Annotated in this window: 22 protein-coding genes and 1 pseudogene; 6 read left to right on the top strand and 17 right to left on the bottom strand. The window is 70.5% G+C overall.

Annotated features, from left to right (window positions below):
* Positions 1-25: 25 nt before the first annotated feature.
* Together msrA and ACFVH0_RS09500 are read right to left on the bottom strand one after the other, a co-directional pair.
* Positions 26-691: a peptide-methionine (S)-S-oxide reductase MsrA gene (gene msrA / locus ACFVH0_RS09505; protein ID WP_385819006.1), complete on the bottom strand. Its 666-nt coding sequence runs from the start codon at positions 689-691 to the stop codon at positions 26-28.
* 285 nt (positions 692-976) lie between these two features.
* On the bottom strand, positions 977-2,080 hold the full coding sequence (locus tag ACFVH0_RS09500; RefSeq protein ID WP_385819005.1) for a hypothetical protein: 1,104 nt from the start codon (positions 2,078-2,080) through the stop codon (positions 977-979).
* Between the two features lie 69 nt (positions 2,081-2,149).
* Here ACFVH0_RS09500 and ACFVH0_RS09495 point away from each other — a divergent pair, with 69 nt between their 5' ends.
* Positions 2,150-3,295, top strand: a complete 1,146-nt coding sequence (locus tag ACFVH0_RS09495) for a cystathionine gamma-synthase (protein WP_385819004.1) — start codon at positions 2,150-2,152, stop codon at positions 3,293-3,295.
* A gap of 59 nt (positions 3,296-3,354) precedes the next feature.
* Here ACFVH0_RS09495 and ACFVH0_RS09490 read toward each other — a convergent pair whose 3' ends face one another.
* From ACFVH0_RS09490 to ACFVH0_RS09475, 4 genes are all read right to left on the bottom strand, one after another.
* Complete coding sequence (locus ACFVH0_RS09490; protein WP_385819003.1) at positions 3,355-3,546, bottom strand: DUF1059 domain-containing protein; 192 nt, start codon at positions 3,544-3,546, stop codon at positions 3,355-3,357.
* A gap of 65 nt (positions 3,547-3,611) precedes the next feature.
* Complete coding sequence (locus ACFVH0_RS09485; protein WP_361999857.1) at positions 3,612-3,860, bottom strand: hypothetical protein; 249 nt, start codon at positions 3,858-3,860, stop codon at positions 3,612-3,614.
* Entirely contained in the window at positions 3,857-4,351 is a 495-nt protein-coding gene (locus ACFVH0_RS09480) for a sigma factor-like helix-turn-helix DNA-binding protein (protein WP_385819002.1), read from the bottom strand. Before ACFVH0_RS09480 ends, ACFVH0_RS09485 begins: the two co-directional genes overlap by 4 nt.
* Before the next feature lie 120 nt (positions 4,352-4,471).
* A complete protein-coding gene (locus ACFVH0_RS09475) occupies positions 4,472-5,002 on the bottom strand; it encodes a MarR family winged helix-turn-helix transcriptional regulator (protein ID WP_385819001.1) in 531 nt (176 codons plus the stop codon).
* A 156-nt stretch (positions 5,003-5,158) separates the two neighbouring features.
* Between ACFVH0_RS09475 and ilvA the strand changes: the two genes are divergently transcribed.
* Positions 5,159-6,388: a threonine ammonia-lyase gene (gene ilvA / locus ACFVH0_RS09470; RefSeq protein WP_385819000.1), complete on the top strand. Its 1,230-nt coding sequence runs from the start codon at positions 5,159-5,161 to the stop codon at positions 6,386-6,388.
* Between the two features lie 182 nt (positions 6,389-6,570).
* Here the strand turns inward: ilvA and greA are convergent, their stop codons facing one another.
* On the bottom strand, positions 6,571-7,068 hold the full coding sequence (gene greA, locus ACFVH0_RS09465; protein WP_093550387.1) for a transcription elongation factor GreA: 498 nt from the start codon (positions 7,066-7,068) through the stop codon (positions 6,571-6,573).
* 182 nt (positions 7,069-7,250) lie between these two features.
* Positions 7,251-7,667 carry a DUF4307 domain-containing protein gene (locus ACFVH0_RS09460; protein WP_385818999.1) on the bottom strand — a complete coding sequence of 139 codons (417 nt, stop codon included), beginning with the start codon at positions 7,665-7,667 and terminating at the stop codon, positions 7,251-7,253.
* 97 nt (positions 7,668-7,764) lie between these two features.
* On the opposite strand from ACFVH0_RS09460, the gene mca reads away from it, so the two are divergent.
* Both mca and ACFVH0_RS09450 read left to right on the top strand, forming a co-directional pair.
* A complete protein-coding gene (gene mca, locus ACFVH0_RS09455) occupies positions 7,765-8,646 on the top strand; it encodes a mycothiol conjugate amidase Mca (protein WP_385818998.1) in 882 nt (293 codons plus the stop codon).
* Position 8,647: 1 nt separating this feature from the next.
* The gene (locus tag ACFVH0_RS09450; protein ID WP_385818997.1) at positions 8,648-8,881 is read left to right on the top strand and encodes a hypothetical protein; all 234 of its coding nucleotides are present in this window, start codon (positions 8,648-8,650) and stop codon (positions 8,879-8,881) included.
* Between the two features lie 117 nt (positions 8,882-8,998).
* On the opposite strand, the gene ACFVH0_RS09445 is transcribed toward ACFVH0_RS09450, so the two are convergent.
* Entirely contained in the window at positions 8,999-12,283 is a 3,285-nt protein-coding gene (locus ACFVH0_RS09445) for a tetratricopeptide repeat protein (protein WP_385818996.1), read from the bottom strand.
* Between the two features lie 554 nt (positions 12,284-12,837).
* On the opposite strand from ACFVH0_RS09445, the gene ACFVH0_RS09440 reads away from it, so the two are divergent.
* Complete coding sequence (locus tag ACFVH0_RS09440; protein WP_385818995.1) at positions 12,838-13,296, top strand: hypothetical protein; 459 nt, start codon at positions 12,838-12,840, stop codon at positions 13,294-13,296.
* A gap of 6 nt (positions 13,297-13,302) precedes the next feature.
* Here ACFVH0_RS09440 and ACFVH0_RS09435 read toward each other — a convergent pair.
* From ACFVH0_RS09435 to ACFVH0_RS09400, 8 genes and pseudogenes are all read right to left on the bottom strand, one after another.
* Positions 13,303-13,715 (bottom strand): annotated as a pseudogene (locus tag ACFVH0_RS09435) (IS110 family transposase); the annotation flags it as partial.
* On the bottom strand, positions 13,714-14,106 hold the full coding sequence (locus ACFVH0_RS09430) for a hypothetical protein (RefSeq protein WP_385818994.1): 393 nt from the start codon (positions 14,104-14,106) through the stop codon (positions 13,714-13,716). The gene ACFVH0_RS09430 and the pseudogene ACFVH0_RS09435, both read right to left, overlap by 2 nt.
* Before the next feature lie 174 nt (positions 14,107-14,280).
* Positions 14,281-14,682: a hypothetical protein gene (locus ACFVH0_RS09425; RefSeq protein WP_385818993.1), complete on the bottom strand. Its 402-nt coding sequence runs from the start codon at positions 14,680-14,682 to the stop codon at positions 14,281-14,283.
* A gap of 344 nt (positions 14,683-15,026) precedes the next feature.
* On the bottom strand, positions 15,027-15,776 hold the full coding sequence (locus ACFVH0_RS09420; RefSeq protein WP_385818992.1) for a type I-E CRISPR-associated protein Cas6/Cse3/CasE: 750 nt from the start codon (positions 15,774-15,776) through the stop codon (positions 15,027-15,029).
* On the bottom strand, positions 15,773-16,663 hold the full coding sequence (gene cas5e / locus ACFVH0_RS09415; RefSeq protein ID WP_385818991.1) for a type I-E CRISPR-associated protein Cas5/CasD: 891 nt from the start codon (positions 16,661-16,663) through the stop codon (positions 15,773-15,775). The genes ACFVH0_RS09420 and cas5e overlap by 4 nt, the downstream gene beginning before the upstream one ends.
* Positions 16,660-18,024: a type I-E CRISPR-associated protein Cas7/Cse4/CasC gene (locus tag ACFVH0_RS09410; RefSeq protein WP_385818990.1), complete on the bottom strand. Its 1,365-nt coding sequence runs from the start codon at positions 18,022-18,024 to the stop codon at positions 16,660-16,662. The genes cas5e and ACFVH0_RS09410 overlap by 4 nt, the downstream gene beginning before the upstream one ends.
* A 55-nt stretch (positions 18,025-18,079) precedes the next feature.
* Entirely contained in the window at positions 18,080-18,640 is a 561-nt protein-coding gene (gene casB / locus ACFVH0_RS09405) for a type I-E CRISPR-associated protein Cse2/CasB (RefSeq protein ID WP_385818989.1), read from the bottom strand.
* Positions 18,633-20,237 carry a type I-E CRISPR-associated protein Cse1/CasA gene (locus ACFVH0_RS09400; protein ID WP_385818988.1) on the bottom strand — a complete coding sequence of 535 codons (1,605 nt, stop codon included), beginning with the start codon at positions 20,235-20,237 and terminating at the stop codon, positions 18,633-18,635. Before ACFVH0_RS09400 ends, casB begins: the two co-directional genes overlap by 8 nt.
* A 662-nt stretch (positions 20,238-20,899) precedes the next feature.
* On the opposite strand from ACFVH0_RS09400, the gene ACFVH0_RS09395 reads away from it, so the two are divergent.
* Positions 20,900-24,913: a hypothetical protein gene (locus ACFVH0_RS09395; protein WP_385818987.1), complete on the top strand. Its 4,014-nt coding sequence runs from the start codon at positions 20,900-20,902 to the stop codon at positions 24,911-24,913.
* The last annotated feature ends 85 nt before the right edge of the window (positions 24,914-24,998 follow it).

Genomic DNA, 24,998 nt, shown 5'->3' with positions numbered 1-24,998 from the left:
CGCCAAAGTCGTACGAGCCCTACGCCTACCCGTCGGCCGGTGCCACGCCGATCGGGCAGGAGACGCCGGTGCCGCCGAGCCCGCAGTAGCCGTTAATGTTGCGCGAAAGGTACTGCTGGTGATATGCCTCCGCGGGCCAGAACGTGCGGCCCTGCGCCGGGAGGATCTCCGTGGTGATGGTGCCGTGACCCGCGGCCGTGAGGACCTTCTGGTAGGCGTCGCGGGAGGCTGCCACCGCCGCCTCCTGGGCGGGGGAGTGGGTGTAGATCGCCGAGCGGTACTGGGTGCCCACGTCGTTGCCCTGGCGGAAGCCCTGGGTCGGGTCGTGGGACTCCCAGAACAGCTTCAGCAGCTCCGCGTACGAGACGGTCCTCGGGTCGAAGACGACGCGGACGGCCTCGGTGTGGCCGGTCAGGCCCGAGCAGACCTCTTCGTACGCGGGGTTCTCGGTGTAGCCGCCCTGGTAGCCGGCCAGGGTCGTCCAGACACCGTCCGTCTGCCAGAACTTGCGCTCGGCGCCCCAGAAACAGCCCAGCGCGAAGTCCGCGACCTCCAGGCCCTCCGGGTACGGGCCCAGCAGGGGGTTGCCGAGGACCGTGTGGGTGGACGGGACGGTGAATTCGGGGGTGGGGCGGCCCTTCAGGGCCTCCTCCGGGGTGGGGAGCTGTGGGGTGCGGCGTTGCAGGAACATGCGGGGGCTCCTCCTGGGGTGAGTGTGCAGTGCTTACAACGCGGCGGGGGCGTCATGGATTCCGCCCCGTCCGAGCGGGAGACCCCAGGGCCTTTCGTTCGGATCAGGCCGGGCCCGCGTGCCCCGGTGCCGCGCCTCGCCGCGTTGTCGTCGGTCGCCGACGCTCCTTCCCCGAGCTCCCGGCTCCGCTCGGCCGGGGGAGACCCCATCCGGCTCGCTCCTCCGCCCTGCGATGCACGACACCGGACCCCGCTCCCCGATCCGGCCCGGCCCAGACGAAAGGCCCTAGTGCGGCAGCGTCGCCGGGCTGCCGCCGTTCGCCTCGTAGCCGGCCACTGCCAGCGCCCGGTAGACCGTGTACTCGGCGGCCGGGTCGGGGTCCTGCGTCCACGGCAGCGCACCCACGTGGCCGTCGATGTGGACGAGCTGGGCCATTGCCTCCGACCAGCGTTCCATCCGGACGAGGAAGAGGACCAGCAGATGACGGACGTGGGCGAGCATCGGGTCGTCCGGGCGGGCCGCGTGCACCGCGAACAGGGCGCCCTCGACCGCCTTGGTCACCACCGCGCTGCGGTAGAAGCCCTGGACCAGGTTGACCTCGGGCAGGTGCTCGTACACCGCGAACAGCGGCAGCGCGGCCAGCAGTGAGCCCTGCGGGGCCCGGGCGGCGGCCGAGGTGGCGAAGCGGTCGGCCTCCTCGCGCGAGCCGTGCCACTTCTCGCACCAGTAGTGCAGGGCCGCGATGTGCGCGCCCATGTGGGCCGGGGCCCGGTCCATCACCTTCGCCCAGAGCCGGTCGAACTCCTCGTGGGAGTAGCCGAGTCCACGGGCCGCGGCCAGCTCGGTGAGGTACGGAACGGGGTCGCCCGGCGCCAGCAGCGCCGCCTCGCCGCAGACCGTACGGGCCTCCTCCAGGATGATCCGGAAGTCGTCCGTCCCAGCGGTCGACGAACGCCACGCCTGCTGCACCAGGAACTCGGCGTGCACCGCCGCGCCGCCCGCGTCCTTCGGCGCCTCGGCCCGCCACCCGCGCAGCCACGCACCGCCGACCCCGGGCTGCTGCGCCAGCTCCAGCGAGGCGGCCCCGGCGAACGCCTGCACCCGCTGCCACCGCACCTCGCCCTCCTTGGGCGTACCGGCCAGCAGCTGCGAGGCCGCCCGCCAGTCCTGGGAACGCTGCACGACATCGAGCACGTCCAGGAGGTCCTGGTCCGGGCCCGGCAGCCGGATGTCCAGCTCCTCCTGGCGCACGAAGCCGTAGGCGTCCGGGTCGGCGGCGTCCGGGGAACCCGGCGCGACCTGCCGGATTCCGCCCCGGCGGCGCAGCACGAAGGGGCCGACGACGGCCGCGAGCATGCACAGCGCGATCAGGAACCAGAGAATCTCCATGCCCCCCATTGTCACCGGACGGCCCGGTAGTCCGGTGGGCGCCCTCGTGACGAACTACGCTCGGGCCCCATGAGCGACCAGCACAGCTTCGAGACCCTCGCGATCCACGCGGGAAACACCGCCGACCCCCTCACCGGCGCCGTCGTCCCGCCCATTTACCAGGTGTCCACGTACAAGCAGGACGGTGTGGGCGGACTGCGCGGCGGCTACGAGTACAGCCGCAGCGCCAACCCGACCCGTACCGCCCTGGAGGAGAACCTCGCGGCCCTGGAGGGCGGCCGCCGCGGACTCGCCTTCGCCTCCGGCCTCGCCGCCGAGGACTGCCTGCTCCGTACGCTGCTGACCCCCGGCGACCACGTGGTCATCCCGAACGACGCCTACGGCGGCACGTTCCGGCTGTTCGCGAAGGTCGTCTCGCGGTGGGGCGTCGAGTTCTCCGTCGCCGACACCTCGGACGTGGCGGCGGTACGGGCGGCGATCACCCCGCGCACCAAGGCGGTCTGGGTGGAGACCCCGTCCAACCCGCTGCTCGGCATCACCGACATCGCCGCGATCGCCGGTGTGGCCCGTGCCGCGGGCGCGCGCCTGGTCGTCGACAACACCTTCGCCAGCCCCTACCTCCAGCAGCCCCTCGCCCTGGGCGCCGATGTGGTGGTGCACTCCACCACCAAGTACATGGGCGGCCACTCGGACGTCGTCGGCGGCGCGCTGATCGTCAACGACCCGGAACTGGCCGAGGAGTTGGCGTACCACCAGAACGCGATGGGGGCGGTCGCCGGACCGTTCGACGCCTGGCTGGTGCTGCGCGGCATCAAGACGCTGGCGGTCCGCATGGACCGGCACAGCGAGAACGCCACCAAGGTCACCGATCTGCTGACCCGGCACCCCAAGGTGACCCAGGTCCTCTACCCGGGGCTGCCCGAGCACCCCGGCCACGAGATCGCCGCCAAGCAGATGAAGGCGTTCGGCGGCATGGTGTCCTTCCGGGTCGAGGGCGGCGAGGAGGCGGCGGTCCAGGTCTGCAACCGGGCGAAGCTGTTCACCCTCGGCGAGTCGCTGGGCGGCGTCGAGTCGCTGGTGGAGCACCCGGGCCGCATGACGCACGCCTCGGCGGCGGGCTCCCCGCTGGAGGTGCCGGCCGACCTCGTCCGCGTCTCCGTCGGCATCGAGAACGCCGACGACCTGCTGGCCGACCTCACGCAGGCGCTCGGCTGATACCCGCAGGACGGCCGGGCGGGCCCCCGCATCCGGGCCCGCCCGGCCGTCCGGGCCTCTCAGGCGTCGACCTGCTCGTCCTCCAGCATCGTCCGGATCTGTTCGCGCAGTTCGGGACCGTCGGTGTGTTCGTGGACGGAGACCGCGTGCTCGGCGGCGGCCCGTACGACTTCCTCCTCCTCGCCCGAGATGGTGAGCGAGCAGTGCGACACACTCGGGTGCTTGCGGCAGTCGGCGATCTTCCTGGTCATGACAGCCTCCTGGGGACCGGCCCGCAATTCCGTACATTCCAGGATAGTTCGGTCTTCCTCGCCGCTCACCAGCCCTCCAGCGGCGTCGTCTCCGCCGGAGGTACCTGCCAGGGGTGTGCGGCCATCGCCCAGGCCGTGAACGCCACCACCGCGGCGCACGCCAGCAGCAGCATCAGCCGGCGGACGAACAGCCGCCGGCGCAGCAGCCTGCCGCCGCGCTCCGACGCCCGCCGCGCCAGATCGGCGGGGACCTGCGGATGCGGACCGTCCAGCATGCGCCGGACCTCGTCCTCCCGGTCGCCGGCGCCGCTCACCGCGCAGCCCCCGGAAGACCCGGCGCGCCCCGCCGCGCCGTGGGCCGGCGGGTGCCGCGCATCGTGGCCACCGAGCGGTTGCAGACCGCCCGCACCCGCTCCACCGTGAGGCCGAGCAGCGCCGCGGCCTGCTCCTCACCGACCCCCTCGTACAGCCGCAGTACGAGGACGAGGCGTTCCTGCGGTGTCAGCGGGTCCAGCAGGCCGCCGCGCGGCCGGTGATGCCGCCAGACCTCGTGGGCGAACCGGACGGCGAGCTCGCGCCGGGTGCGGTCGTACGGATCCTCGCCGCGCAGCCGTTCCCACTGCGCGTACGTGGTCGCCAGCGCGGCGCTCAGCATCCGCTGGGCCCGCGGGTTCGCCCCCGGCGGACGCATGGGCTCGGCGGTGAGCAGCGTGGCGGTGTGCAGCAGACGGCCGGCCGCGCCCGCGACGAAGGTCTCGAACTCCTGGGCGCGGCGCCGCTCCCGGCCCGACTGGCGCTCTCGCACAGTCCACATCCGAGCCGCTGGCGGGGCTCCTGGTCAAGAGGCGTGCACCAGGTCGGCCCGGGGCCGGGTTGCGGCACCGGGGTCTTTCGTTCGGATGAGGCCGGATCAGGGAGCGGGGTCCTAGCCGGCCGGAGGTGCCTGGTGCGCGGACTGGCGGGCGGCCAGCGAGATGTTGAACCGGGTGAGCAGCGCGCAGAACGTCTCGCGCTCCTCGGCCGTCCAGCCGTCCGTCACCTGGGTCATCAGCTCGCGGCGGGAGCTGCGGACCTCGTCTAGCCGGGCCTGGCCGCGCGGGGACAGCTGGAGCACGACGGCCCGGCCGTCCTCGGGGTGCGAGGTGCGCTTCACCAGTCCGGTGTCGACCAGTGGCGCTACCTGCCGGGTCACGGTCGAGGAGTCGATCCCCATGCCCGCGGCGAGTGCCTTGACGCCCATCGGGCCTTCCCGGTCCAGCCGGTTGAGCAGCAGATAGGCGGCCCGGTCCATGGAATTGCGCACCTGGCCGACACCGCCGAGGCGGGTCTGCTCGGCACGGCGGGCGAATACCGCGACCTGGTGCTGCAGAGCGTCGAGGACGCCGTTGGAACCCGAGGGTTCGGGGGCGGCGCCCCCGGAAGGAGACGCAGCTGTCGTCATGTCCTGAGGGGGCATGGCCGGGGGCTCTCTTCGTGCGGTGTCGGATGGGTGGGGGACAGAGTACGCGGCCACGGGGCAACGCGTACCAGCGCTGCGCAAACCCGTGGACAACGGCCCAGGAGGGGACGGGACGCGGCGGCCGGTACCGTGCCGAGCTGCAAGACTTACCGTATGAACTTCCGCGCGACCGGCCACTTTCCCCCGCTGATCCTCGACGACGTCCGCGGAGCGCAGAAGATGCTCTCCGGCGTGGCCAGGATGACCGCCATGGAAGGCAGCCGCCACCTGACCGACCTGGTGGGCGCGCCGGTCCACCTCAAGTGCGAGAACCTGCAGCGGACCGGCTCGTTCAAACTGCGTGGCGCGTACGTACGCATCGCCGGCCTGTCCCCGGTGGAGCGGGCGGCCGGGGTCGTCGCCGCGAGCGCCGGAAACCATGCGCAGGGTGTCGCACTCGCGTCTGCGCTGCTCGGCGTACGGTCGACGGTCTTCATGCCGGTCGGGGCACCGCTGCCGAAAGTGGCCGCGACCCGCCAGTACGGGGCCGAGGTCCGGCTGCACGGACATGTCGTGGACGAGACGCTGGCCGCCGCGCAGGAGTACGCGCAGGAGACCGGTGCGGTCTTCATCCACCCCTTCGACCACCCGGACATCATCGCCGGGCAGGGCACGGTGGGGCTGGAGATCCTCGAACAGTGCCCCGAGGTGCGGACCATCGTCGTGGGGATCGGCGGCGGCGGTCTGGCGGCGGGCATCGCGGTGGCGGTCAAGGCGGTCAGGCCCGATGTGCGGATCGTCGGGGTGCAGGCGGCGGGGGCGGCCTGCTATCCGCCCTCGCTGGCCGCGGGCCATCCGGTGTCGATCGAATCGCCGGCCACGATGGCCGACGGCATCAAGGTGGGGCGCCCCGGCGATGTGCCGTTCGAACTGGTCAGGGAGCTGGTCGACGAGGTCCGTACGGTCTCCGAGGACGAGCTGTCCAGTGCGCTGCTGCTCTGTCTGGAGCGGGCGAAGCTGGTGGTGGAGCCGGCCGGTGCGAGCCCGGTCGCGGCGCTGCTGAGCGATCCGAAGTCGTTCCACGGGCCGGTGGTCGCGCTCCTCTCGGGCGGCAATGTGGACCCGCTGCTGATGCAGCGCGTCCTGACCCACGGCATGGTGGCGGCCGGCCGCTATCTGAGCCTGCGGCTGCGGCTGACCGACCGCCCCGGCGCGCTGGCCACGCTGCTCGGCGTGCTCTCGGTGGTCGACGCCAATGTGCTCGACATCGGCCATGTGCGGACCGATCCCCGGCTCGGGCTCACCGAGGTCGAGGTGGAACTCCAGCTGGAGACGAAGGGGCCGGAGCACTGCTCGGAGGTCTCGGCGGCGCTGCGGGACGCGGGCTATCTCGTGATGGGCTGAGCCCTGGCGGCCGATGCGCCGGTCCCCCGCGCGGTGCGTCGCCGGTCCGGTCGCTGCTGATCCCGGTGGTCTTTCTCACCCTCGCGGTGAGCGGGACCGGCAGGTGGCGGTCCGAGCGGAGCCGCACAGGCCAGGAGCCCCCGGCCCGTCGGGCCGGGGGCTCCTGGCATCGATGTGCGGGATCAGCCGGTGTACGGCTTCGCCGCGAGGATCTTCACGGTGGCCGTCTTGCCGTTCGGCAGCTCGTACTCGGCGTCGTCGCCCATCCGCTTGCCGTTCACGCCGGTGCCGAGCGGCGACTGCGGGGAGTACGTCTCGATGTCCGAGCTCGCGTACTCGCGGGAGGCGAGCAGGAAGGTCATCGTGTCGTCCGGGTCGCCGTCGAAGGCGATCGTCACGACCATGCCGGGCTCGACCACGCCGTCGTCGGCGGGTGCCTCGCCGACCTTCGCGTGCTCCAGGAGCTGGGTCAGCTGGCGCACCCGGAGCTCCATCTTGCCCTGCTCCTCCTTGGCGGCGTGGTACCCGCCGTTCTCACGCAGGTCGCCCTCCTCACGGGCCGCCGCGATCTTTACGGCGATTTCCGTGCGCGCGGGACCAGACAGGTACTCCAGCTCGGCCTTGAGCTGGTTGTACGCCTCCTGCGTGAGCCAGGTGACGTTTTCGCTGGTCTGGGTCACAGGGTGCTCCTCGTCGGTACTGGGAATACAAAGCATCGCCCTACCCGTAAGCATGTGCTTCCACGGGTGGGCGAAACCACGAGCCTAACAATTCCGCAGGAAAAGGGGGAGAAGGTAAAACGCCGGGACCGCGTGTGCGCAGGTCAGGCCCGACGTGGCGGTTCAGGGACGGCGTGCGTCGGTCAGTGCGACGCCCCGCCGTCGGTGGTGCAGCCCAGCAGCTCGACGCTGGTGGCCCTGGCCGTCGTACGCAGCGACAGGACGCGGTCGATCCGGTCGGTGCGCTCGTCGAAGCGGAAGTCCTTGCGGGCCACGTCGCTGCCGTCCTCGTGCTGGGCGCGCAGGGTGCAGTAGCCCTTGGCGTCCTTGTCCTTGCGCACTTCCAGGTGGATGTCGACCCGCTGGTCCGAGACGACCTGGCGCTTGATCACCTCGGCGCTGATGCCCTGGCCGGTGACGTAGTCGTAGCCGATCCAGCCGACCACGCCGAGCAGCACCACGCCCAGCACCGAACCGATGATCTTGAGCTTGCGGTCCGCCCGCTGGTCCGCGGAGCGGCCGTAGCGGTTCTCCGGAAGCGTCTCGGGCACCGCCGTCATGATCGTTCCTCCCGTACCGGGGATCGAGGAATTTTCCGCCCCCCGGTTCGGTCACTATAGAAGCCTGCCCATGCGCCGAAACACTGAGGATCGAGTCTTGACCGAGCAGCTGCGACTGATGGCCGTTCACGCCCACCCCGACGACGAGTCGAGCAAGGGCGCGGCCACCATGGCCAAGTATGTGTCCGAGGGGGTGGACGTGCTGGTGGTCACCTGCACGGGAGGCGAGCGCGGCTCCATCCTCAACCCCAAGCTCCAGGGCGACGCGTACATCGAGGAGAACATCCACGAGGTGCGCAAGAAGGAGATGGACGAGGCCCGGGAGATCCTGGGCGTCGGGCAGGAGTGGCTCGGCTTCGTCGACTCCGGCCTGCCCGAGGGTGACCCGCTGCCGCCGCTGCCCGAGGGCTGCTTCGCGCTGGAGGACGAGGAGAAGGCCGCGGGCCGGCTCGTCCGCAGCATCCGTGCGTTCCGGCCCCAGGTCATCACGACGTACGACGAGAACGGCGGGTACCCGCACCCCGACCACATCATGACCCACAAGATCTCGATGATCGCCTTCGACGGTGCGGCGGACCCCGAGAAGTTCCCCGAGACGGAGTTCGGCCCGGCCTGGCAGCCGCAGAAGCTCTACTACAACCAGGGCTTCAACCGGCCGCGCACGGTGGCGCTGCACGAGGCGCTGCTGGCCCGCGGCCTGGAGTCGCCGTACGGCGAGTGGCTGGAGCGCTGGAAGGAGTTCGGGCGCGACGAGCGCACGCTGACCACGCACGTTCCGTGTGCGGACTTCTTCGAGATCCGTGACAAGGCGCTGATCGCGCACGCCACCCAGATCGATCCGGACGGCGGCTGGTTCCGCGTCCCGATGGACATCCAGAAGGAGGTCTGGCCGACCGAGGAGTACGAGCTGGCGAAGTCTCTCGTCGATACCTCCCTCCCCGAGAGCGACCTCTTCGCGGGCATCCGCGACAATGCCTGATATGTACGCGACCCAGGCACTGACCGACCTCGTTCCGCTTGCCGAAGAGCTCGACAAGAACAAGGTGACCCCCGGCGTTCTCGGCTTCATCGTCTTCGCGGCGCTCGCCGTGGGCGTGTGGCTGCTGATGAAGTCCATGAACCGGCACATGGGCAAGGTCGACTTCGAGGAGGCCCCGGATCCGGACGCGGCGGCCGAAACGCCCGTGGCGGCCGGTTCCGCGAAGCGGAAGTAACCCCGAAGCAGACGGTGGTGAACACGGGCGGCCCCGGAGTTCCGGAGCCGCCCCGACACCGGTCCGGCCGGTCGGCGGCCGGCCGGTGCCGAGGACGTGCCCGGACCCGGGACGCCCTCAGCCGCCGGACGGGCCCTGCGCGGCAGGCACCGGCACGCCCATGACCTCCCGGGCGTGGCGCGTCGGCGTCATGCCCAGGCGCCATGCCTGCCAGCCGTCCTCCAGGTCCACGCCGCGGTTCAGCACCACGGTGAACGCCGACGCGCAGTCCTCCAGCTTGCCGTCGCGCGCCGGGTGCCCGGCCCGCAGCAGCTCGGCCAGCTCCTCCTGGGCCACCGCCGTGCCCACCTCGCTGCCACCCGGTGAGGCGTAGGGCAGCAGCGTGCAGCGCAGGAAACGGGCCCAGTCCGCGCCCCGCGCGTCGCCGTACGAGTCGAACAGTTCCACCGCCTCGCCGCACAGCTCCAGCGCCTGCGGGGACCGGTTGTTTCCCGCGTCGATCAACGCCAGCTCCAGGCACGTCCACGCCTCGCCGTGGGCGACCCCGATGCGCCGGAAGTCGGCGCGGGCGTCCATCAGGAGCTGGCGGGCGAAGCCGGAGTTGCGCAGGTTCCCGGTCTGGGCCGCCCGCTGGTCACGGGTGACGCGGCCCGAGTGGTGGCGGGCGCACGCCAGCCCGTACACGTCCCGCATCCGGGAGAACATCGTGCGGGCCCGCTCCAGCCGGCGGACCGCGCGGTCCGTGTCGCCGCTCTCCTCCAGGGCCTGGCCCAGGTAGAACAGCGTCCACGCCTCACCGCGCGCGTCCTCGTTGTCCCGGTGCCGCTCCAGCGCCAGGTCCAGCTGCTCCACCGCCGGGGCCGGGTCGCCGTCCAGGAGCCGGGCCCGGGCCAGCTGGGTCAGGGCCCAGGCCTCGCCGCGCTCGTCATGAGTGCTGCCGTACAGCTCCAGGGCCCTGCGCAGCGCCTCCTCGGCCCGCCCCACATCACCCATCCGCAGCAGGGTCTGGCCGAGCTGGAAGCGGGTCCACGCCTCGCCGTGCAGCGACTCGCCCTCCCGGTGCAGGGCCAGCGCGGTCTCCAGCAGGGCCAGCGCCTCCGCGAGCCGGGCCCGGTCGCGCTCCACGGCCGCCAGGGCGTGCATCGACCAGGCCCGGTCCTCCGCCTGCTCCTCGGAGGACTGGAGCTCGATCGCCTCGCGCAGCCGCGCCGAAGCCTCGGTCAGATTGCCCTGGTGGTGCAGGGTGATGCCGAGCGAGCAGAGCGCCAGCGCCGTACCGGCCTCGTTCTGTGCCTCGCGGTAGAGGCCGACCACCGACGACAGGGTGGTGCGGGCCTTGTCCAGCTCGCCGAGCTGACGGGCCGCGATGCCGGTACGCCACTGCACGGACCGCTCCAGCAGCCCCTTGTCCACCGCCTGCGTCAACTCGCTGATCTCGCCCAGCCGGTAGAGGTCGCCGCGCAGCAGGCAGTAGTCGCACAGCGCGCCCAGCAGGTCCAGCACGGCGCCCTGGTCGACGCCCTCGGCGTGCCGCAGCGCGGAGGTGATGAAGCTCGACTCGTCGTCCAGCCAGCGCAGCGCCGCGTCCAGCGAACCGAAGCCGTGCGAGCCGAACTGCCCGGCCCGGGTGGACATCTTGCCGTCCACCATGCGGATCACCGCACCGGCCAGGTCCGCGTAGTTCCGGATCAGCCGCTCCTGCGCCGCCGTACGGTCCGCCGCCGGCTCCTCGTCCCGCAGCCGGGCCAGCGCGAAACCCCGCACGAGGTCGTGCAGCCGGTAGCGCGAGCCCCGGACATGGGTCAGCAGCCCGGACCCGGCCAGCGCCTTCAGCAGCCGCTCGGCCTCCTGCTCGTCGGCGGACAGCAGTGCCGCCGCCGCGGCGGCGCCCAGGCTCGCCCGCCCGGCCAGCGCGAGCCTGCGCAGCAGCCGCCGTGCCTGCTCGGTCTGGTCGGTGTAGCGCAGCCACAGCGCCCGCTCCACCGGCTCGATGGGGCCGTACCCGGCCAGACCGGCGGCGAGGTCGTCGCGGGTACGGGTGCCGAGCGAGGAGCCCGCTACGCGCAGCGCGAGCGGCAGCCCGCCGCACAGCTCGGCGACGGTGTCCGTCGCCCGGGAGTCGTACGGACCCTCCTCCCGGGTCTCGGCCGCCTCGCGCAGCAGCTCCTCCGCGCCGGCCGCGTCGAGCGCGCCGACCGGCAGCTGATGGACCCGGGCGGGGATGTCGTCCGGCAGCCGGAGGGGCTCCCGGGCGGTGACCAGGACGAGGCTGTCGGAGCGCTCCGGGATCAGCGTGCGGACCTGAGCCGCGTCACCCGCGTCGTCGAGGACGATCGTGACGGGGGTGCCGGTCAGGTGCTGGTGGTACAGCTCGCTCAGCCGCCGCACCTGCTGCTCGGCCGACGCCCTGCCCCGGGCCGACGGGTCCGCCCCGCCGGGGGACGCCGCCCCGTCCCGGAACAGCAGCTGCTCACGGGGCGCGCCCAGCCGGTTCAGCAGGTGCAGCAGCGCGTCACGGGTCGGCAGCGGCGCCTCCCCGGCCACATCGCCGCGCAGATCGACCACGCACGCACCGCGGAACAGGTCCTTCAGGCTCTGCGCGGCCCGCACCGCGAGCGTGGTGCGCCCGGAGCCGGGCGTGCCGTGCAGGACGACGACGGTGGGCTTGGTCTCCGTCGACGCACGGGCCTCCCGCACCCACTGCGCGATCTGCGCCAGCTCGGTGCGCCGCCCCGCGAACGGCCCGTCGGAAGCGGGCAGATGACCGAACGACTGCTCCAGGAGCGCGCGGGTACGGGCCGCCGCGCTGCGGTCCGTGCGGCGCGGCGACGGAGCCGTCCGGGACTGCGCGGGAACCTTCTTCGAAGCGGTGCGGGACGAGGCGGTGAGCATGCGCTGCTGGTCCAGGAAGGGCCGGATGCCCCGCACCTCCAGCGCCGCCAGCCACTGCAGCCGCAGCTGTTCGGTGCCGCCGGGCTGCCCGAGCGCTCCGGCCCGCCGGTGGGCGGCGGGCCAGTGCGAGGCGGTGACCCTGGCGACGGTGGCGGTGGCCCCCGCGACCGCGACGACGGCGCCCGCGCCGAGGGCCGGCCCGGTCGCCGTACCGAACGCGACATCCGCGCCGAAGGCGGCGACCGCGGCAACTCCGGTGACCAGCAGGGGAGTTCCCAACGACCCGCGGCTGAAGCGCTGGGCCAGTGGCTGCGCCCCGGCCTCGGCCGCGTCCAGTGCCTGGACGTACGCGGCGTACTCCTCGGCCGCGGCGTCCGCCAGTGAATCCAGCGCTGCCCGCCCGCGCGCCGTCAGCGTTCCGGCATCGGCCCGGCCGCCCGAGCGCCGCATCTCCTCCTCGATGGCGCGTACCAACAGCCCTTCGGCCTCGGCCCGATGGCTGTCCCGCATAGGTGTCCTCCTTCGGATACGACGGTCGCGACTGCCGCGCACGGCAGACGGCGGTTCGAAGACAGAGCCCAGTCTCCTGTCTGCGGCCCGTCGGCGCGAGACGCCGCACCCGTGGTGTGCGGGCGCGGGTCCGGCAGACAGACCGGCCAAGACTGCGAACGGTGTCCGGAGTCCGGCCGTCGGCGCCCGCCGGCCGGCCCTTGCTCCACGTGCCCCGGGGAGGACCGGGATGCCGGATCCTCCATGGACGGGCGGGACCTCGTCATCAACGGGAAGCGGTGCGCCCGTCCGCCGAGCCGCGGCCGACGGGGCCCGTTCCGCTGTCGTTCGCGCAGCGACGGCTGTGGTTCCTCGACGTCTGGCAGGGGCCTTCGGCGGCCTGAGACGTACCGCTGGTGCCGAGGCTCTCGGGCGCGGTGGAACGAGCGGCGTGCTCGCCGAGCACGATGGCGAACCGGTGCCGGACGTGGTGCCGGCCGGACAGACACCTCAGGTACATAGATCGTCAAGCCAGGCCGGTCATCATTCGAATGGACGTCGATAGCATCATGGACATGCCTGACGTGTGGATCGGCTTCAACTCTGATGACCGCCAGAGAGCCTGGTGGCAGAACGGCCTCGTGACGCTGGCCCTCACTGGTGTGATGGTGGCGATGATCCTGACCACGCATGAGTCGAGCAAATGGTGGTTTGTGGGTGGCCTTGGAGTTCTCACTGTGGTCGCGTTCGTGGGCGCCGTCAATCTGATCTATGGCAGGGTCCTCTTGACCGCCAGGGGATTGGAGTTCCACACCTTCGTCAGCAGGCGAGTCATCCCTTGGAGGGAGGTCGCCGGTATCGAGACGCGGCAGAGGGTGATCCGGAGCAGAGTTTGGTGTGATCTGCGGATCGTCAGGGTTCGTGGGCGGTCGCTCACGATTCCGGGGACGGCCACCAGCCGGGTGATGGATGCCGAGCTTGAGCGGAAGCAGGTAGCCATCCAGGAGCGCTGGTCCCGCGCGGTCGACGGCTGATGGAGTTCATGCCGTGAGAGCCTCGGCTGCCGCGGGGAAGGCGACGGCCTCGTCGAAGAGCTGGCCGTGCTGAAGGCAGTGGAAGAGCTGCCCGATCATGCGGTTGAACAGGTTGCGCTGGGCGGACGCGTGCCAGTCGCCATGCTCGTCACGGCGCCTGCGGTAGTGGCGTTTGGCACCTGGTGAGGCGTTGGGGGCGGAGAAGGCCCCAGAGGTAGCCGACATGGTTCAGCCGGTCGTTTTTCACCCACCGTCGGGTGACGCTCGACTTCTCGCCTGAGGCGCGGGTGATCGGTGAGGCACCGGCGTAAGCCTTCAGACCACGAGCGTCTGCGAAGCGTCGGCGGTCGTCTCCGATCTCGGCCAGGACCCGGGCGCCGAGCTGAACGCCGAGGCCTGGGGAAGCTGAGGATGACTTCAGCGGAGGGCCTCGGACGTGCCGTCGGCAACGGCCTGGAGCAGGCCGCTCATCGGCAGCGCGCTGTGCAGCAGGGTGGCGAAGTCGTGGCTGGGATCGCCGAACCCGATGTCCGGCCGGTCCCGGCCGTGCCAGACGGTACGCGGGCCGACGAACACCGGCGAACCGTCCGCGCGCCGCAGCATGTTCTTCAGGTGCACATCGCCATGGACCAGACAGCCGGAGCCGGGCAGCATCGAGGCCGCGACGCCGTCCAACCAGTGCGTCAGCTCCGTGTAGCCCGGCGGCCGGGCACCGGCCGGAAGGATCACGTCCGCGCCGAGCACCGCCGCCGGTTCCCAGCCGGGGAAGAAAGCCAGGAACGTACTGATGAACCCCTCGTGCTCCCGCACCGCGTGGAAGCGCTCCCGCAGGAGGTGGTCGGCGACGCTGGGCCGCTGCTGCCGCGTCGTCGCCGTGTACAGGTCGCCCAGGAGCCGGAGGTGGGGTTCGAGCGCCGGCAGGGCGTCCTCGGCGAGAACGAACTTCGCCGTGTCGTCGAAGACGACGTTGTTCGACCTGCTCCATCAGGGACGTCGCCTGCTCGCCCTCGCGGTGCACACCGTGCAGCAGGGGAGCAGCGGGGCGGACCCCCGGTCCGCGAGCAGGGCGTCGTCCTCGGTGAACCGGGCGATGATCCGGCCGAGTTCGCCCAGATGGGCGTGCTTTTCGGCGCCTTCGGTGCTCGCCGCGGCGACATCGATCCCGAGCCGGGACAGCCCGGCCGAGGCATTCGGGAGCAGCAGCATCTGGCTGGTGCAGCCCGAGAACCGGCGGTGCCGTTCGCCGACCCCGTGGCCGGGATAGGCGAACACCACGGCCACTGCACCCTGCGGAAGCGGCATGCCGTGTCTCTCGAACACGGCCTGGACGGTGACACGTTCCTCGGCGGACGCGATCCGGGTGGCGCCGTGCAGACCGGTGTCCACCGTGGTCGGGGTGCTCCATTGGCGCGACCGCCCACCAACGTGACCTGGAGCAGTTCCTGACTGAGCACAACGCAACGATCGTACACGTGCTGGTCGGGCCCCTATCGTGGTGCTGCAGGTCTGATGGTGGCGTTCTTCTCAACCGATTCGCGGAGACCAATGACGGAAAATGCGCGGCGTCCTTCACCGCGCCCTTGAAGACTCACCCCCTGGTCGGCCATGGCCGGGACGACCCGTGTGGTCCCCACAGGCGTGCGGGGACGATCCTGCGGTCCTCACGACCCCCGCGTACGTCGATGGCCGCCACGCCCGGGAGATCCGCCCTCGGCCAGCGTTGAAAAGCTTCAGCGTACGAGGATCAGCCCGCAGCTGTACGCACGCGCGTGGCCGATGCCCTGAGTGAGGGCTGCGACGAATGTCTTTGGGTCGGTGACAGTGAGGGTGCCTTTGATTTCTGCGCGAGCGATGCGCAAGCCCTTGTGTGGTGCCGGGCTGGAGACGCGCGGGAGCATGCGCACGGCGATCCGGTCGGTGTCGGTGTCCGCACCGATGCGAGTGAGACCGTCCGGGGCGATCGCGGGTTCGCCGGGCGGTTGGAGGCGACGCGCGAACCACCCCTTCACGTGTTCGGGGCGTGTGTGGGGGACGCGGATACCTCGGGTCTTCGGTGGAGAGCCCGGTGGAGGTGGAACGCTGCGGACCGGATTGACGACTGTGCGGAAGGCGACCTGGTCACCGACGCGGAAGGTGCGGTCGATGGTGAGGGGCTCCGGCTTTTCGGCCAGCGCCGCGTGGGGGATACCGCTCCAGTCCGCGGGAAGTGACGACTGGACGACCAGGTTGAGCCGTGCCTGACGGAGGTCGACGGTCCAGGTCGACAGGATGCCCATCTGTGCACGCGGGTCCGGGCTGCCGTCGTCCACCCAACCGGGGAAGCCGCTCATGACGGTCCGGTGCATGTCCTGGGCGTCGATGAGTGACTTACCGGCGAACGGATGCCGGGAATCCAGGGTCAGCAGGGTCTGCGCGGCGACGAACCTGGCGGCCCCACTCGCGCCTGACGGCGCACTCGACGCGGCGGCGGTCGTGTTCACAGGATGATGTCCCATCCACGGGCGTGTGCGGCGATGGTGATGCGATGGCGGGTCTCCCAGCGGAGGCCGTGAGTGCCCCCGTCCGCTCCGAAGTGCACGGGCTGGTCGGACAGGGGGCCGACACCGGGGAGCGGTCTCGGACTCTCGATCCAGGCCCATGGGCGTGCGCGCGTCACGGCAGCCGACGGCTCACTTTCGGGGCCGACGGCGTCGGGGAGCAGGGCGTGTGTTTCGAACGCTGACCGGAGAGGGCCGGGGACTATGCCGAGGGCGAGGTCCCCCGAAGGCGGACAGGCCTTGCGACCGAGCCAGAGCAGCCGCTTCGGGCACTCCAGAGCATGGGCCATACGTTCCAGGAGGGTTGTGTCCGGGTGTTCCAGACCGACGAGAAAGGCGGCGTCAGCGAGATACCAACGCTCTGTGATCAGGCTATGGCGGCGAACCTCTCCGGAGACGAGTGCTCCTGACGCCCGGTCGGCGGTGACGTACTTCGGCGAGCCGTACCAGGCTTCTAGCTCTCCCCGGCCGAACGGACCGGCTTCCGAGGCCGGTGGGGCCGACAACGGGTCCGTCGTTGCTTTGGTGGCTCGCTGGTGGTCGGTGATGAGGTCGCGCGGGCGCAGCGGATACGTTCCCCCGCCGACCGTGTGGTAGTCGCGAAGCGGCGTGCCGGGCCGGTCGGCCCGCACCCCGAAGAGCACCTCGGCCAGCTCCCCTAGGGGTTCATCCCGCGGCAGCCCGAGAGCCGCGGCACATAGGCCGATCACGCCCGACTTCGTGGGACGGCTGTGGGTGTCGCGACGGGCGAATCTGCCGTTGACGCCCCAGGACTGCAGAGGTCCGGCCAGCCGGACGAGCAGGACGTGCGTGTCGCTCTCTCTGCTCACGGCGTGAGGTCCTCGGCTCGCTCCACCACGGACAGCGACTCCGGCAGTCCCAGCTCGCCCAGGAGCAGGTCGATCTCGGGGTCGTACGTGAGCACCCTTGCGGTACGTAGATCGTTGCGTCGGCGGCTGACGAAGGTGTGGTGGCGCAGCAGCCTGCGTACGGCAGCGGGGCCCGCCGGACCTTCTCCGCCGGTCGACGAGGGCCCCTCGTCGACCGCCTTCTGGAAGGCAGACGCGTAGTTGTAGGGGCGTTCCCCTTCGAAGGAGAGGACGAGCGCCGGGAGCGATCCGGTGGACGCGGTTGAGTTCTTCTTCGCGTCCGGAAATGCTTCCACGAAGGAGTTCACGAACTCCTTCTCGGCCTCGGATGCGGCCTGCTCGGCCTCGACTTCGTCCATTCCGGCCGCTCGTAGATTGGTGCGGAGCTGTGTACGGTCGAGAACCGCGTGCCGGTAGAAGGTTCCGGAGATCAAGGACTGGTACCCGGTCATGCCGGCGCCCGCGTCGTCGGCGGCGTCGAGGAAGTCGAGAGCATTGCGTTTGCGATCAAGCTTCGCGTCATCGGCGGCCGCGTAGAAGTCCTCGATCTGCTCCGACTCGTGCACGGTGAAGGCGTGCCCTGTCTGGACGGCGCCGTCGACGTTCGGTGAGTCGGGAAGCTCGGCGAGGAAGCGGCCGTAAAGAGCGATGTCCACGGCGTCGCGAGGAGCGAGCGCGAGCAGAACGGCATCGCGCGTGGCCTTGGGCAGCGGGGGAAGGGCGACGGCCGCGGCGGTTTCCTCCGCGGCCTTCTCTGTGGCTCCCTCCGCCTTCGGTAGTGCCGCAGCCTTCTTCTGCGCTCCCCGCCGCGCCTTCTTCGCCGCCTCGGCGTTCGCCTGAGCTTCGAGATATGTGCTGCACCACTCCTCGACCTCCGCCGCCCGACCGGCGATGTGATGCGCGATCTTCACTCCGGCGTCGGACGGGGCGAAAATGAGTACCCTGGTCAAATTGGCAACAGTCTTCTTGTTCGGGTCGCCAAATTTGAGACCGCTCCCTTCCAGCACCGCTCGGGCCGTGGCCAGAGCCCTGTCCGCATCCCAGCCGTGTGCGGACTCGAGTTCACGTCCGGCCAGGAGCGCCCACTCCCGGGTACGGACGCCCATGCTCCGTTCCTTGAGCGCTCCCCGGCCGGCGTTGGCCCGGTTACGCGCGTGGACACGCTCGGCACGCCTGCGCGCCTGGCTCGTGATCATGTGGCGTTCCACGCCGCCGAAGACCAGGGTTTTGGGCTGCCCGTTCTCGTCGCGTACCGGAAGGACCGCGGCCAGCGTCTCGATGAGATGCAAGGAGAGAAACTGGCTGCGAGGTGACTCGGTCACGGGGTGGTGTCCTTCCGCGTCGTCGGTCGAATCATTGGTGGAGTCGCCGGTGGCGTCATCGGTTCGTCCGGTGCGTCCCGGTCGCGCCCGGCGGGGTGTGGAACTCGACCGACCACTGATAGGCGACGCGCGCTTTGCGGTCATGCCATTGGATGAGGTCCTCGGTCAGGCCGGTCCAGGACGGTGGGGGCTGTTCGCAGGACCGGAGCCGGGTGACCGTGTGCTGGAGGTGGCGCCAGGGGATACGCCGACTGGCGACGACACGGTCCAGAAGCCGCTGGGCACCCGGATTTTCCGGCCCGCGCCCGATCCCGTCCCCGATCCTGCGGGCCGCGGCGCCGAGGCTGCCATGGCCGTACGAGGGTGTGGGGCGCCCCTGATGGTAGATCGCGAACAGGAATGCCATCTGCTCGAAAAGGTCGCGGTGGTCGTCACCCCCGAACCAGCCCGCGCGGATGTGCGCATTGGTGCGGACCCGGGCCCTGCGGAGTTCGGCGAGAGTTCCGTGCTCGCGGTTGCGGACGAGGGCGGTGAGCCAAGCGGTGAGTGCCGTGCTGTCGTGCGGGAACCCAGGCTGCTGTGTCCCCACCCCGGCCGGCGGACTCTGCTCAGTCAAGTGCGGTCTCCCCTCGGAGTTCGGCCGGGGCCCGATCACCGGACATGGCCTCTTCGAAGAGCTGTACGCCCCGGGCCCGCGCGCGGTGATTGCGGTCGCTGGGCGGCAGGGCGTCCAAGCGCTGGAGTAAGTGGGTGCGAGCCGTCTTCAGCAACTCCACTGCATAGGCGACCAATGGCGCGGACACCGGATCGTCGTCCTCAATCCCTCGGTCGATCACCTCGTCCAGCAATTCGTGGAAGGGGTTCTCGGCCGTGGGCCAGAAGGCGTAGCGGGCGTCGAGCCGTGCTACCTGTCCGGCCTCGTCCGCGGCCCGCACGGCCGGGAACGCGGTCTCCGCGGCCACGACCGCCGCGTGCTTCAGGGCCTGCGCCATGTGTTCGGCGATGTCCGAGCCCCTGCGGGATGCCCGGTAGAGGTGCGCGGCCATGCCAGGGGCATAGGGGTAGGCGCCGTGTGTCCAGATGACGGGAAGCGTCTTGTTGGCCAGGAGACCGACAGCCCAGAGCTGGTAGGGGGCGCCCGGCGTCGTCCGCTTGTACGGGAGTATGGACCGCAGCCGCGCGTACAACCCGATCCGGTCATCCTTGACGGCGCTGTAGAGGGCGTGGGCCTGTTGCCAGAGGGCCCTGCTGGGGGAGGGCCACAGCGGCTTCGACGTGCCGTTCGTCGTCTTGCCGTATACGGCGTCCTGAAGATGATGTGTCGGGTCGAGATCCAGTACCTCGCCGGCTCCGATCAGGACCCGGTCGACCGTGATCTGTCCGTGCGGCCCGTGTGCCGGACGCAGCAGCACGGAACGCCCCAGGGAGCTGTGCAGGTCCGCAGAGCTTCGCGGCATCCGGGGCTTCACGTTCCCCTTGAAGGTGCGCCGCTCGAATCCGGCTGTGGTCCAAGAGGTGTTGAGCGGCTTCCCGGGCCCGTCGGGCGGATAGAGGTTCAGGCGCAGGGTCTCGCCGAGCGACTGCCCCAGGGCGATGACCCGGATCCGTCCCGTCAGACGACCCGCCGCGAGATTGGTTACCTTGGCGCCGAGCCGCTTTCCGGACATGCGTGCCCGCCCGTACGGGCCGTAGACGTGCTGGGTGAGAGTGGCGCGAAACGCGTCCGCAGCCGGGAGCGGATTATCGAGTTCGAGGTGATGGTGGTCGAAATGCTGGTTGTAGTCACCGGCGTGTTCGATAACCAGCTGGGCTGTTCCGGTGCCGCTCTCGCAAAGATCTGCCGCCAGTTCGGAGTTCTGCGCCAGCGGCTGTGCGGGGTGGAACAGGTCCCAGGAATCCGCTGGTTGATTCGCCAGCCATGTGGCGGCCGGCGCAAGGCTTCTCCGGTCAAGGATCCAGGCGCGCCATTCCTTGTCGGAGGACGGGCAGGTGCTGGATGCGAAACAGATCGCCAGTAGGTGCTCGATGACGGCGACGGTTTCGCCCGGTGAGGCGCAGTCGAGGGTGGCCAGTTCATCGGCTGCGGCGAAGAGCCCGCACAGGGAGTGGTGAGCGGTTGCGCCGGCGATGGTGACGGTGGGGATGCAGGGCTTGAAGCGAGGATCCCAACTGGGGCGCTGTTCAGCGGGATTCAGCGGTCCAGCCTCGGACAATCCATGTCACCACCTTTTGCCTGGCTGTCGAATCGGTCTGGAGCAACAGCCAGAAAAATATCAGGTGATGGTCGCAGCAAGGACGTGTTCTCCGTTTCTCGCCATGCTTTGGGCAAGCCGTGAAGAGGGGCACCCCTGCCCACGTGGGGAAAGCCCAACCAGAGCCCTCAGGCTCCCGGCGGCAGCCGATCTGCTTGTGCAGAAATTGCTCGCTGGAAGCGCGGGCGCGGCCGGCTCGCACGGCATCGGATGAGCCGTCTCAACGCGACCGCCGACGTACGAGGATGCTAAGCGTTGTCCTCGCGTCCTTGCGTCGCTCCGGTGTGGAGGCGAGGACGGAGACGAGGGCCACGACGAACAGGACGCCCGTGTAGAGAAGGCCGGCGCACCCACTCAAGATTGCGGTGTAATGGAGCAGTTGGGGAATCTGGGACACGGTCCATCCTTTTGTCGGGAGCCGGGTTCGGCGGCTGTGGCGATGGCTCCAGAATCGCGGCGGCTCTGAGCGACGGGAAGTTGCGCATACTGCCGCGCCATGATTTCCGCAGGTAGGACCTGCTGTGGTCGTACGAAGACGGCCGAGTTTCCTGGGGTAGTGAGTAAGGAACGGGAGTGAGCGGGTGGCGGCTTCGTCGAGACGCGCGCGCGACAAGCTGAGCCACATGTTGAAGGAGGCGTGGAGGGCCGCAGAGGGGACGCCCATCGCAGAACCGGCTGCGGAGTTGGGGGTCGCTCCCTCGACGCTGGCGGGCTGGGTTGAGGGTAAGGCGGTCCCTTCGTCGGCGCGAGAGCACGACTTCTGGGACTTGGTGGGGAAGCTGCAGCGTGCCGCCGGTTCTTCGGCGTACGCGCACGTCGAGTGGGAAGCCGCCCTGCATGCGGCTCGGGACGAAGCAAGGAACGCGCAGGAACAGCAGATCCTTGCGAACCGCCGGCGAGCGAATCCTGGCCTCCGCTTCATCCGGCTGCACCGTTCCGCCCCCGACGCTTCCGCGGTCGAGATCCGGGGACGAACGGACGAGCGTACGGCGATGAACGCGTTCGTCCGGGACTCCCGCGCCGACGCACCGTCGTATCTGTGCTGGCACGCCGACGCTCCCGTGGGCAAGACCGCGCTGCTCGCCGACTACGTCGGTCGGCAGTCCTCGGCCGACGCCGACATCGTGACCTTCTTCGTCTCCGCGGCTCATGGCACGGACACACGCGCCGAGTTCGAGACGGAGATCGTCGACCAGATCGACGATTTCCTCGGCAGGACCGGGAGCCCCGTCCCGAGCAATGCCCGGGGGTGGAAGGCGCTCTTCGCCGAGGCCGCGGCGAAGAGCGCACGCCACGGACGGAAGCTTCTGCTCGTGGTCGATGGACTTGATGACGACGTGGCCTGGTCGAGCCGCGCAGCCGAGAGCGGGACGACGAGGGTCGGAGCCGATACCACCAACGCCGAGGGATGGGCCGGAATTGGGCGGAGGCCCGCACGCGGAAGCATCGCTGCCCTCCTGCCCTCCCGGCCTCCGCCGAACATGCGCGTCATCGTCTCCCTCCGGCGCTGCGTCCTTCTCCCCGACGACGTTCCCTCAGTACGGCATCCACTGCGCCAGAGCCGACACCTGCGGACTCTTCTACCCGTCCCAGGGGTACCGCTGATCCGACAGCCGCGGCCGGACGTCGCCGCGCTGGGCGAACCGGTCGCGGGCCTGCTGGCTGTGGCGGGCGGCGGCCTGCGTACGGCGGACCTGGCGGACCTGACCGGACTCCCCGCAGAGCGCCTCGACCGCTTGGCGCAGGGACCGGCGGGGCGCGCCCTCGTAACCGACGACCCGGTATTCCGGACGTACGCCTTGGCCGATCCTCAACTCCTCCGCGCGGTGCGCGAGGACTTGGGGGAGGCTGGGGTCCTGCGGTACACCCATGTACTGCTGGCCTGGTCGCGGAGATGGCGCGCGGCCGGCTGGCCGGACGACACGCCCCCATACCCCGTGGCACATCTGCTTCGCCTGCTGACCGACACCGCCGAACGTGCCGCGTACGTCCTCGACATGCCCCGATTGCTTCGTCTCGCCCGCACGGCCGGGCCGGACGCCGCACTCGCTCAACTGGAGTCCTGTGAAACGGAGATCACCGGCTCGTCGGACGCCACGCCCGACGGCGAGGCTCTGGCGGCGCTCGTAGCTCTCTGTGCCGCGCGGTCTCTACTGCGCCAGGACGTACGCGACGTACCTGCCGGGGCTGCCTCCCTCCTCGTCAGGCTGGGGGACGTGGAGCGGGCACGTGGTCTGGCTCTTTCCGCGCCCACGGCCGTCGCCAGAGCCGTGCACCTGGCGGACGTGGCGGTGGAAATGGCATACGCGCGACGGGCCGACCTGGACGCCGACGCCGTCGTACGAGAGGCAGTCGAGTGGCTGGTCCGAGACCGTGCCCACCAGGGCTTTCCCGGCACCTTCCGAGACCCCGAGTCGCATGCGCGGCTTCTTGGCGCGGCCCGTACGTTGGTGACACTGAAGGGGCCCGAGTCGGCCCGACCGCTGCTGCGCACGGTGCTCCAGGACCGGACGGCCGGGACAGAAACGCTCATCGAGGCGGCAGGAATGCTGGCTTCGATGGAAGACCGAGATGCTGCAGCGGTGTTGCACGACCGAGCCTGGATGCTCAGTGCGGGTGGGATGCGTGCCCGGGCGGCGGCGGTAGATCTCTGGGGTGCGTTGGCGCGGACCGCGCCGTCTTTCGGCTCGTACGCAGGTGACCGTGTCGAGGCCATCTGTGAGGAACTCGGCGACGCGGACGGTCTGGGAACGATCGACGTCCTGGCCACCGCGGCGTCGGCGCTCATCGATCTCCCTGCCAAGCGGCGTCGTTCGGCTTCGGAACTGACGCGGAAGGCCCTGGCCCGGATACGCAAGGCGATCGAGGCGCTGAGGGACTCCGTTCCCCTGTCCGAGGACGATCAGGCCCACCTTCGCCGCGAACTGGCCGGAACGCTGGCGCGCCTGACCAAGGCGGTGGCCGACACGGGTGTCGTGAGGGATGACCTCGACGGCACCAGACGACTTATGGAGGCCCTGCCGGAAGAACTGCGCATCGGGGTGCTGGGGGACGCCCTTTTGGAACGGGCGCAGTGGGTATTCGAGAAAGCCCAGGAGGAGAGGGCGCGAGAGGACAATGAGGTGGTGGCTGCTGCCGACGAGCAGAGGAAGGCGAAACGTAGGAAGGACGACGGCAAGCGCAAGACCGCGAAGGACGAGCGCGACACCTATCTGGCGACGCGCAAAGAGCGAGGAAAGGCAGCAGCAGCACGAACAGTGCAGATGACAGAGGCGGCACAGGCAGGGCTCGAAGGTGTACGGAAACCGCCCCCGACCAGGTACAAGCCCACGCACCGGAGGTCTGCCGGCCTGCCTCCCCTCGGCGATGGCCCGCACCCCGATCATCCTCACTTCCCCCTCTTGCTGGAGGCGGAAGACCAACTGGGCGCCGGCAACCTCCTGCGTAGCCGAGAACTGCTTGAGACAGCGCTGCGGAACTGTGCTGCCGCACAGCCCTCGACGCCCGCGAGCGGCTCACCTCGCCCCGCGGACTGGACAGCAGACCTTTGCCAGGCGATGGGCTCGGGAGGCAGGCAGGACGAGGCCGAAGCGTTCGCGCAGAGCTTGCCTGCCCCACATGACCGTGCGCGGCACCTGGCGGCTCTCTCCCTCGGCTGCTCCCTTGCCGGGCACGACGACTTGGGTACCTGCTATGCCCAAGCGGCGGCACGCCTGGTGTCCGACGGCGCGGCCCCCGAACTGGCGAACGTCGTGGCCCAGGCGCTTGCCCATGCCGGGGACGAGCCCGCGGCCTCGGCGATGGCAGCGGGAGACACCGCTCCGCAGAGACGGCAGGCGCTGGCAGCCGTCGCCGCCGGGCTCGTACAACGCTGTCCCGAGGGGGCGGCACGCGTCGCAGCGCCCCTGGTGGAGGCCCTGGCACAGCGAATCGAGGTCGGGAGACACGGCAGCCCACGCATCCCTCTCACCGAGCTGGCGGCGCTGCTTCTCGCCTTCCCGGACGTCCGGCACCCCGCCCCGCGACTGAGTGACGCACTCCACCGCTCCGCGCTGTACGTCGCCGACCCCTCCTTGCCGTGGCAGGCACAGTCGATGGCCGTCCTTGCCCTGCTGGCACGGCTCGGCTGCCTTCCTGAGGACGACACCGACATCGTCGTAAGCTCGACCGACAGATGGTGGCGTTCCCTCCAGCCGGGGCAGGGGCCCGCGGCGGAACTGGCCTTGCTGGCCGCGGTGGACGGTGACACCGTTGCTGTGTGGCGCCACGCTGATGCGGCAAGGGCCCCGGACGCCCGGTTGATGGCGCTCCGCACTGCCGCGGCACACCTGGCGGGCGCCCAGGTGACCTTGACCACGGACAATCGCGCCGCCGACCGGGTGATCCGGACCTGCTTGGCACTCGCCCGTGTGTCTGGCGATGGCCGTCCCCCCGCCGAGGCGACGGCTCGGCACATCGCGCTGCAGCTATTGAGATCCGACGCGTGGACGCACACGATCCCTCTGCTCCCACCACTTGCTCCTGCGGCGCTGAGGAGCCTGGGCGCAATGGCGGGTGACCTGAGCAGGCAGGTGGAAGGCACCGCCGACGGGAGCCGCCTGCGGGGCTCAGGCATCGAGGCGGAGAGAGGCTCCTGATGCTGCCCCTTTCGGGCCCCCGCTCCGCACTGATCTGGGTGTGCATCCACGCGGGTGCGACCACCTCCGCGGTCATGGCGCACCT

This window comes from Streptomyces sp. NPDC127117 (assembly GCF_042677325.1).
GTDB lineage: Bacteria > Actinomycetota > Actinomycetes > Streptomycetales > Streptomycetaceae > Streptomyces.
This window is presented reverse-complemented; position numbering and strand designations above follow the sequence as displayed.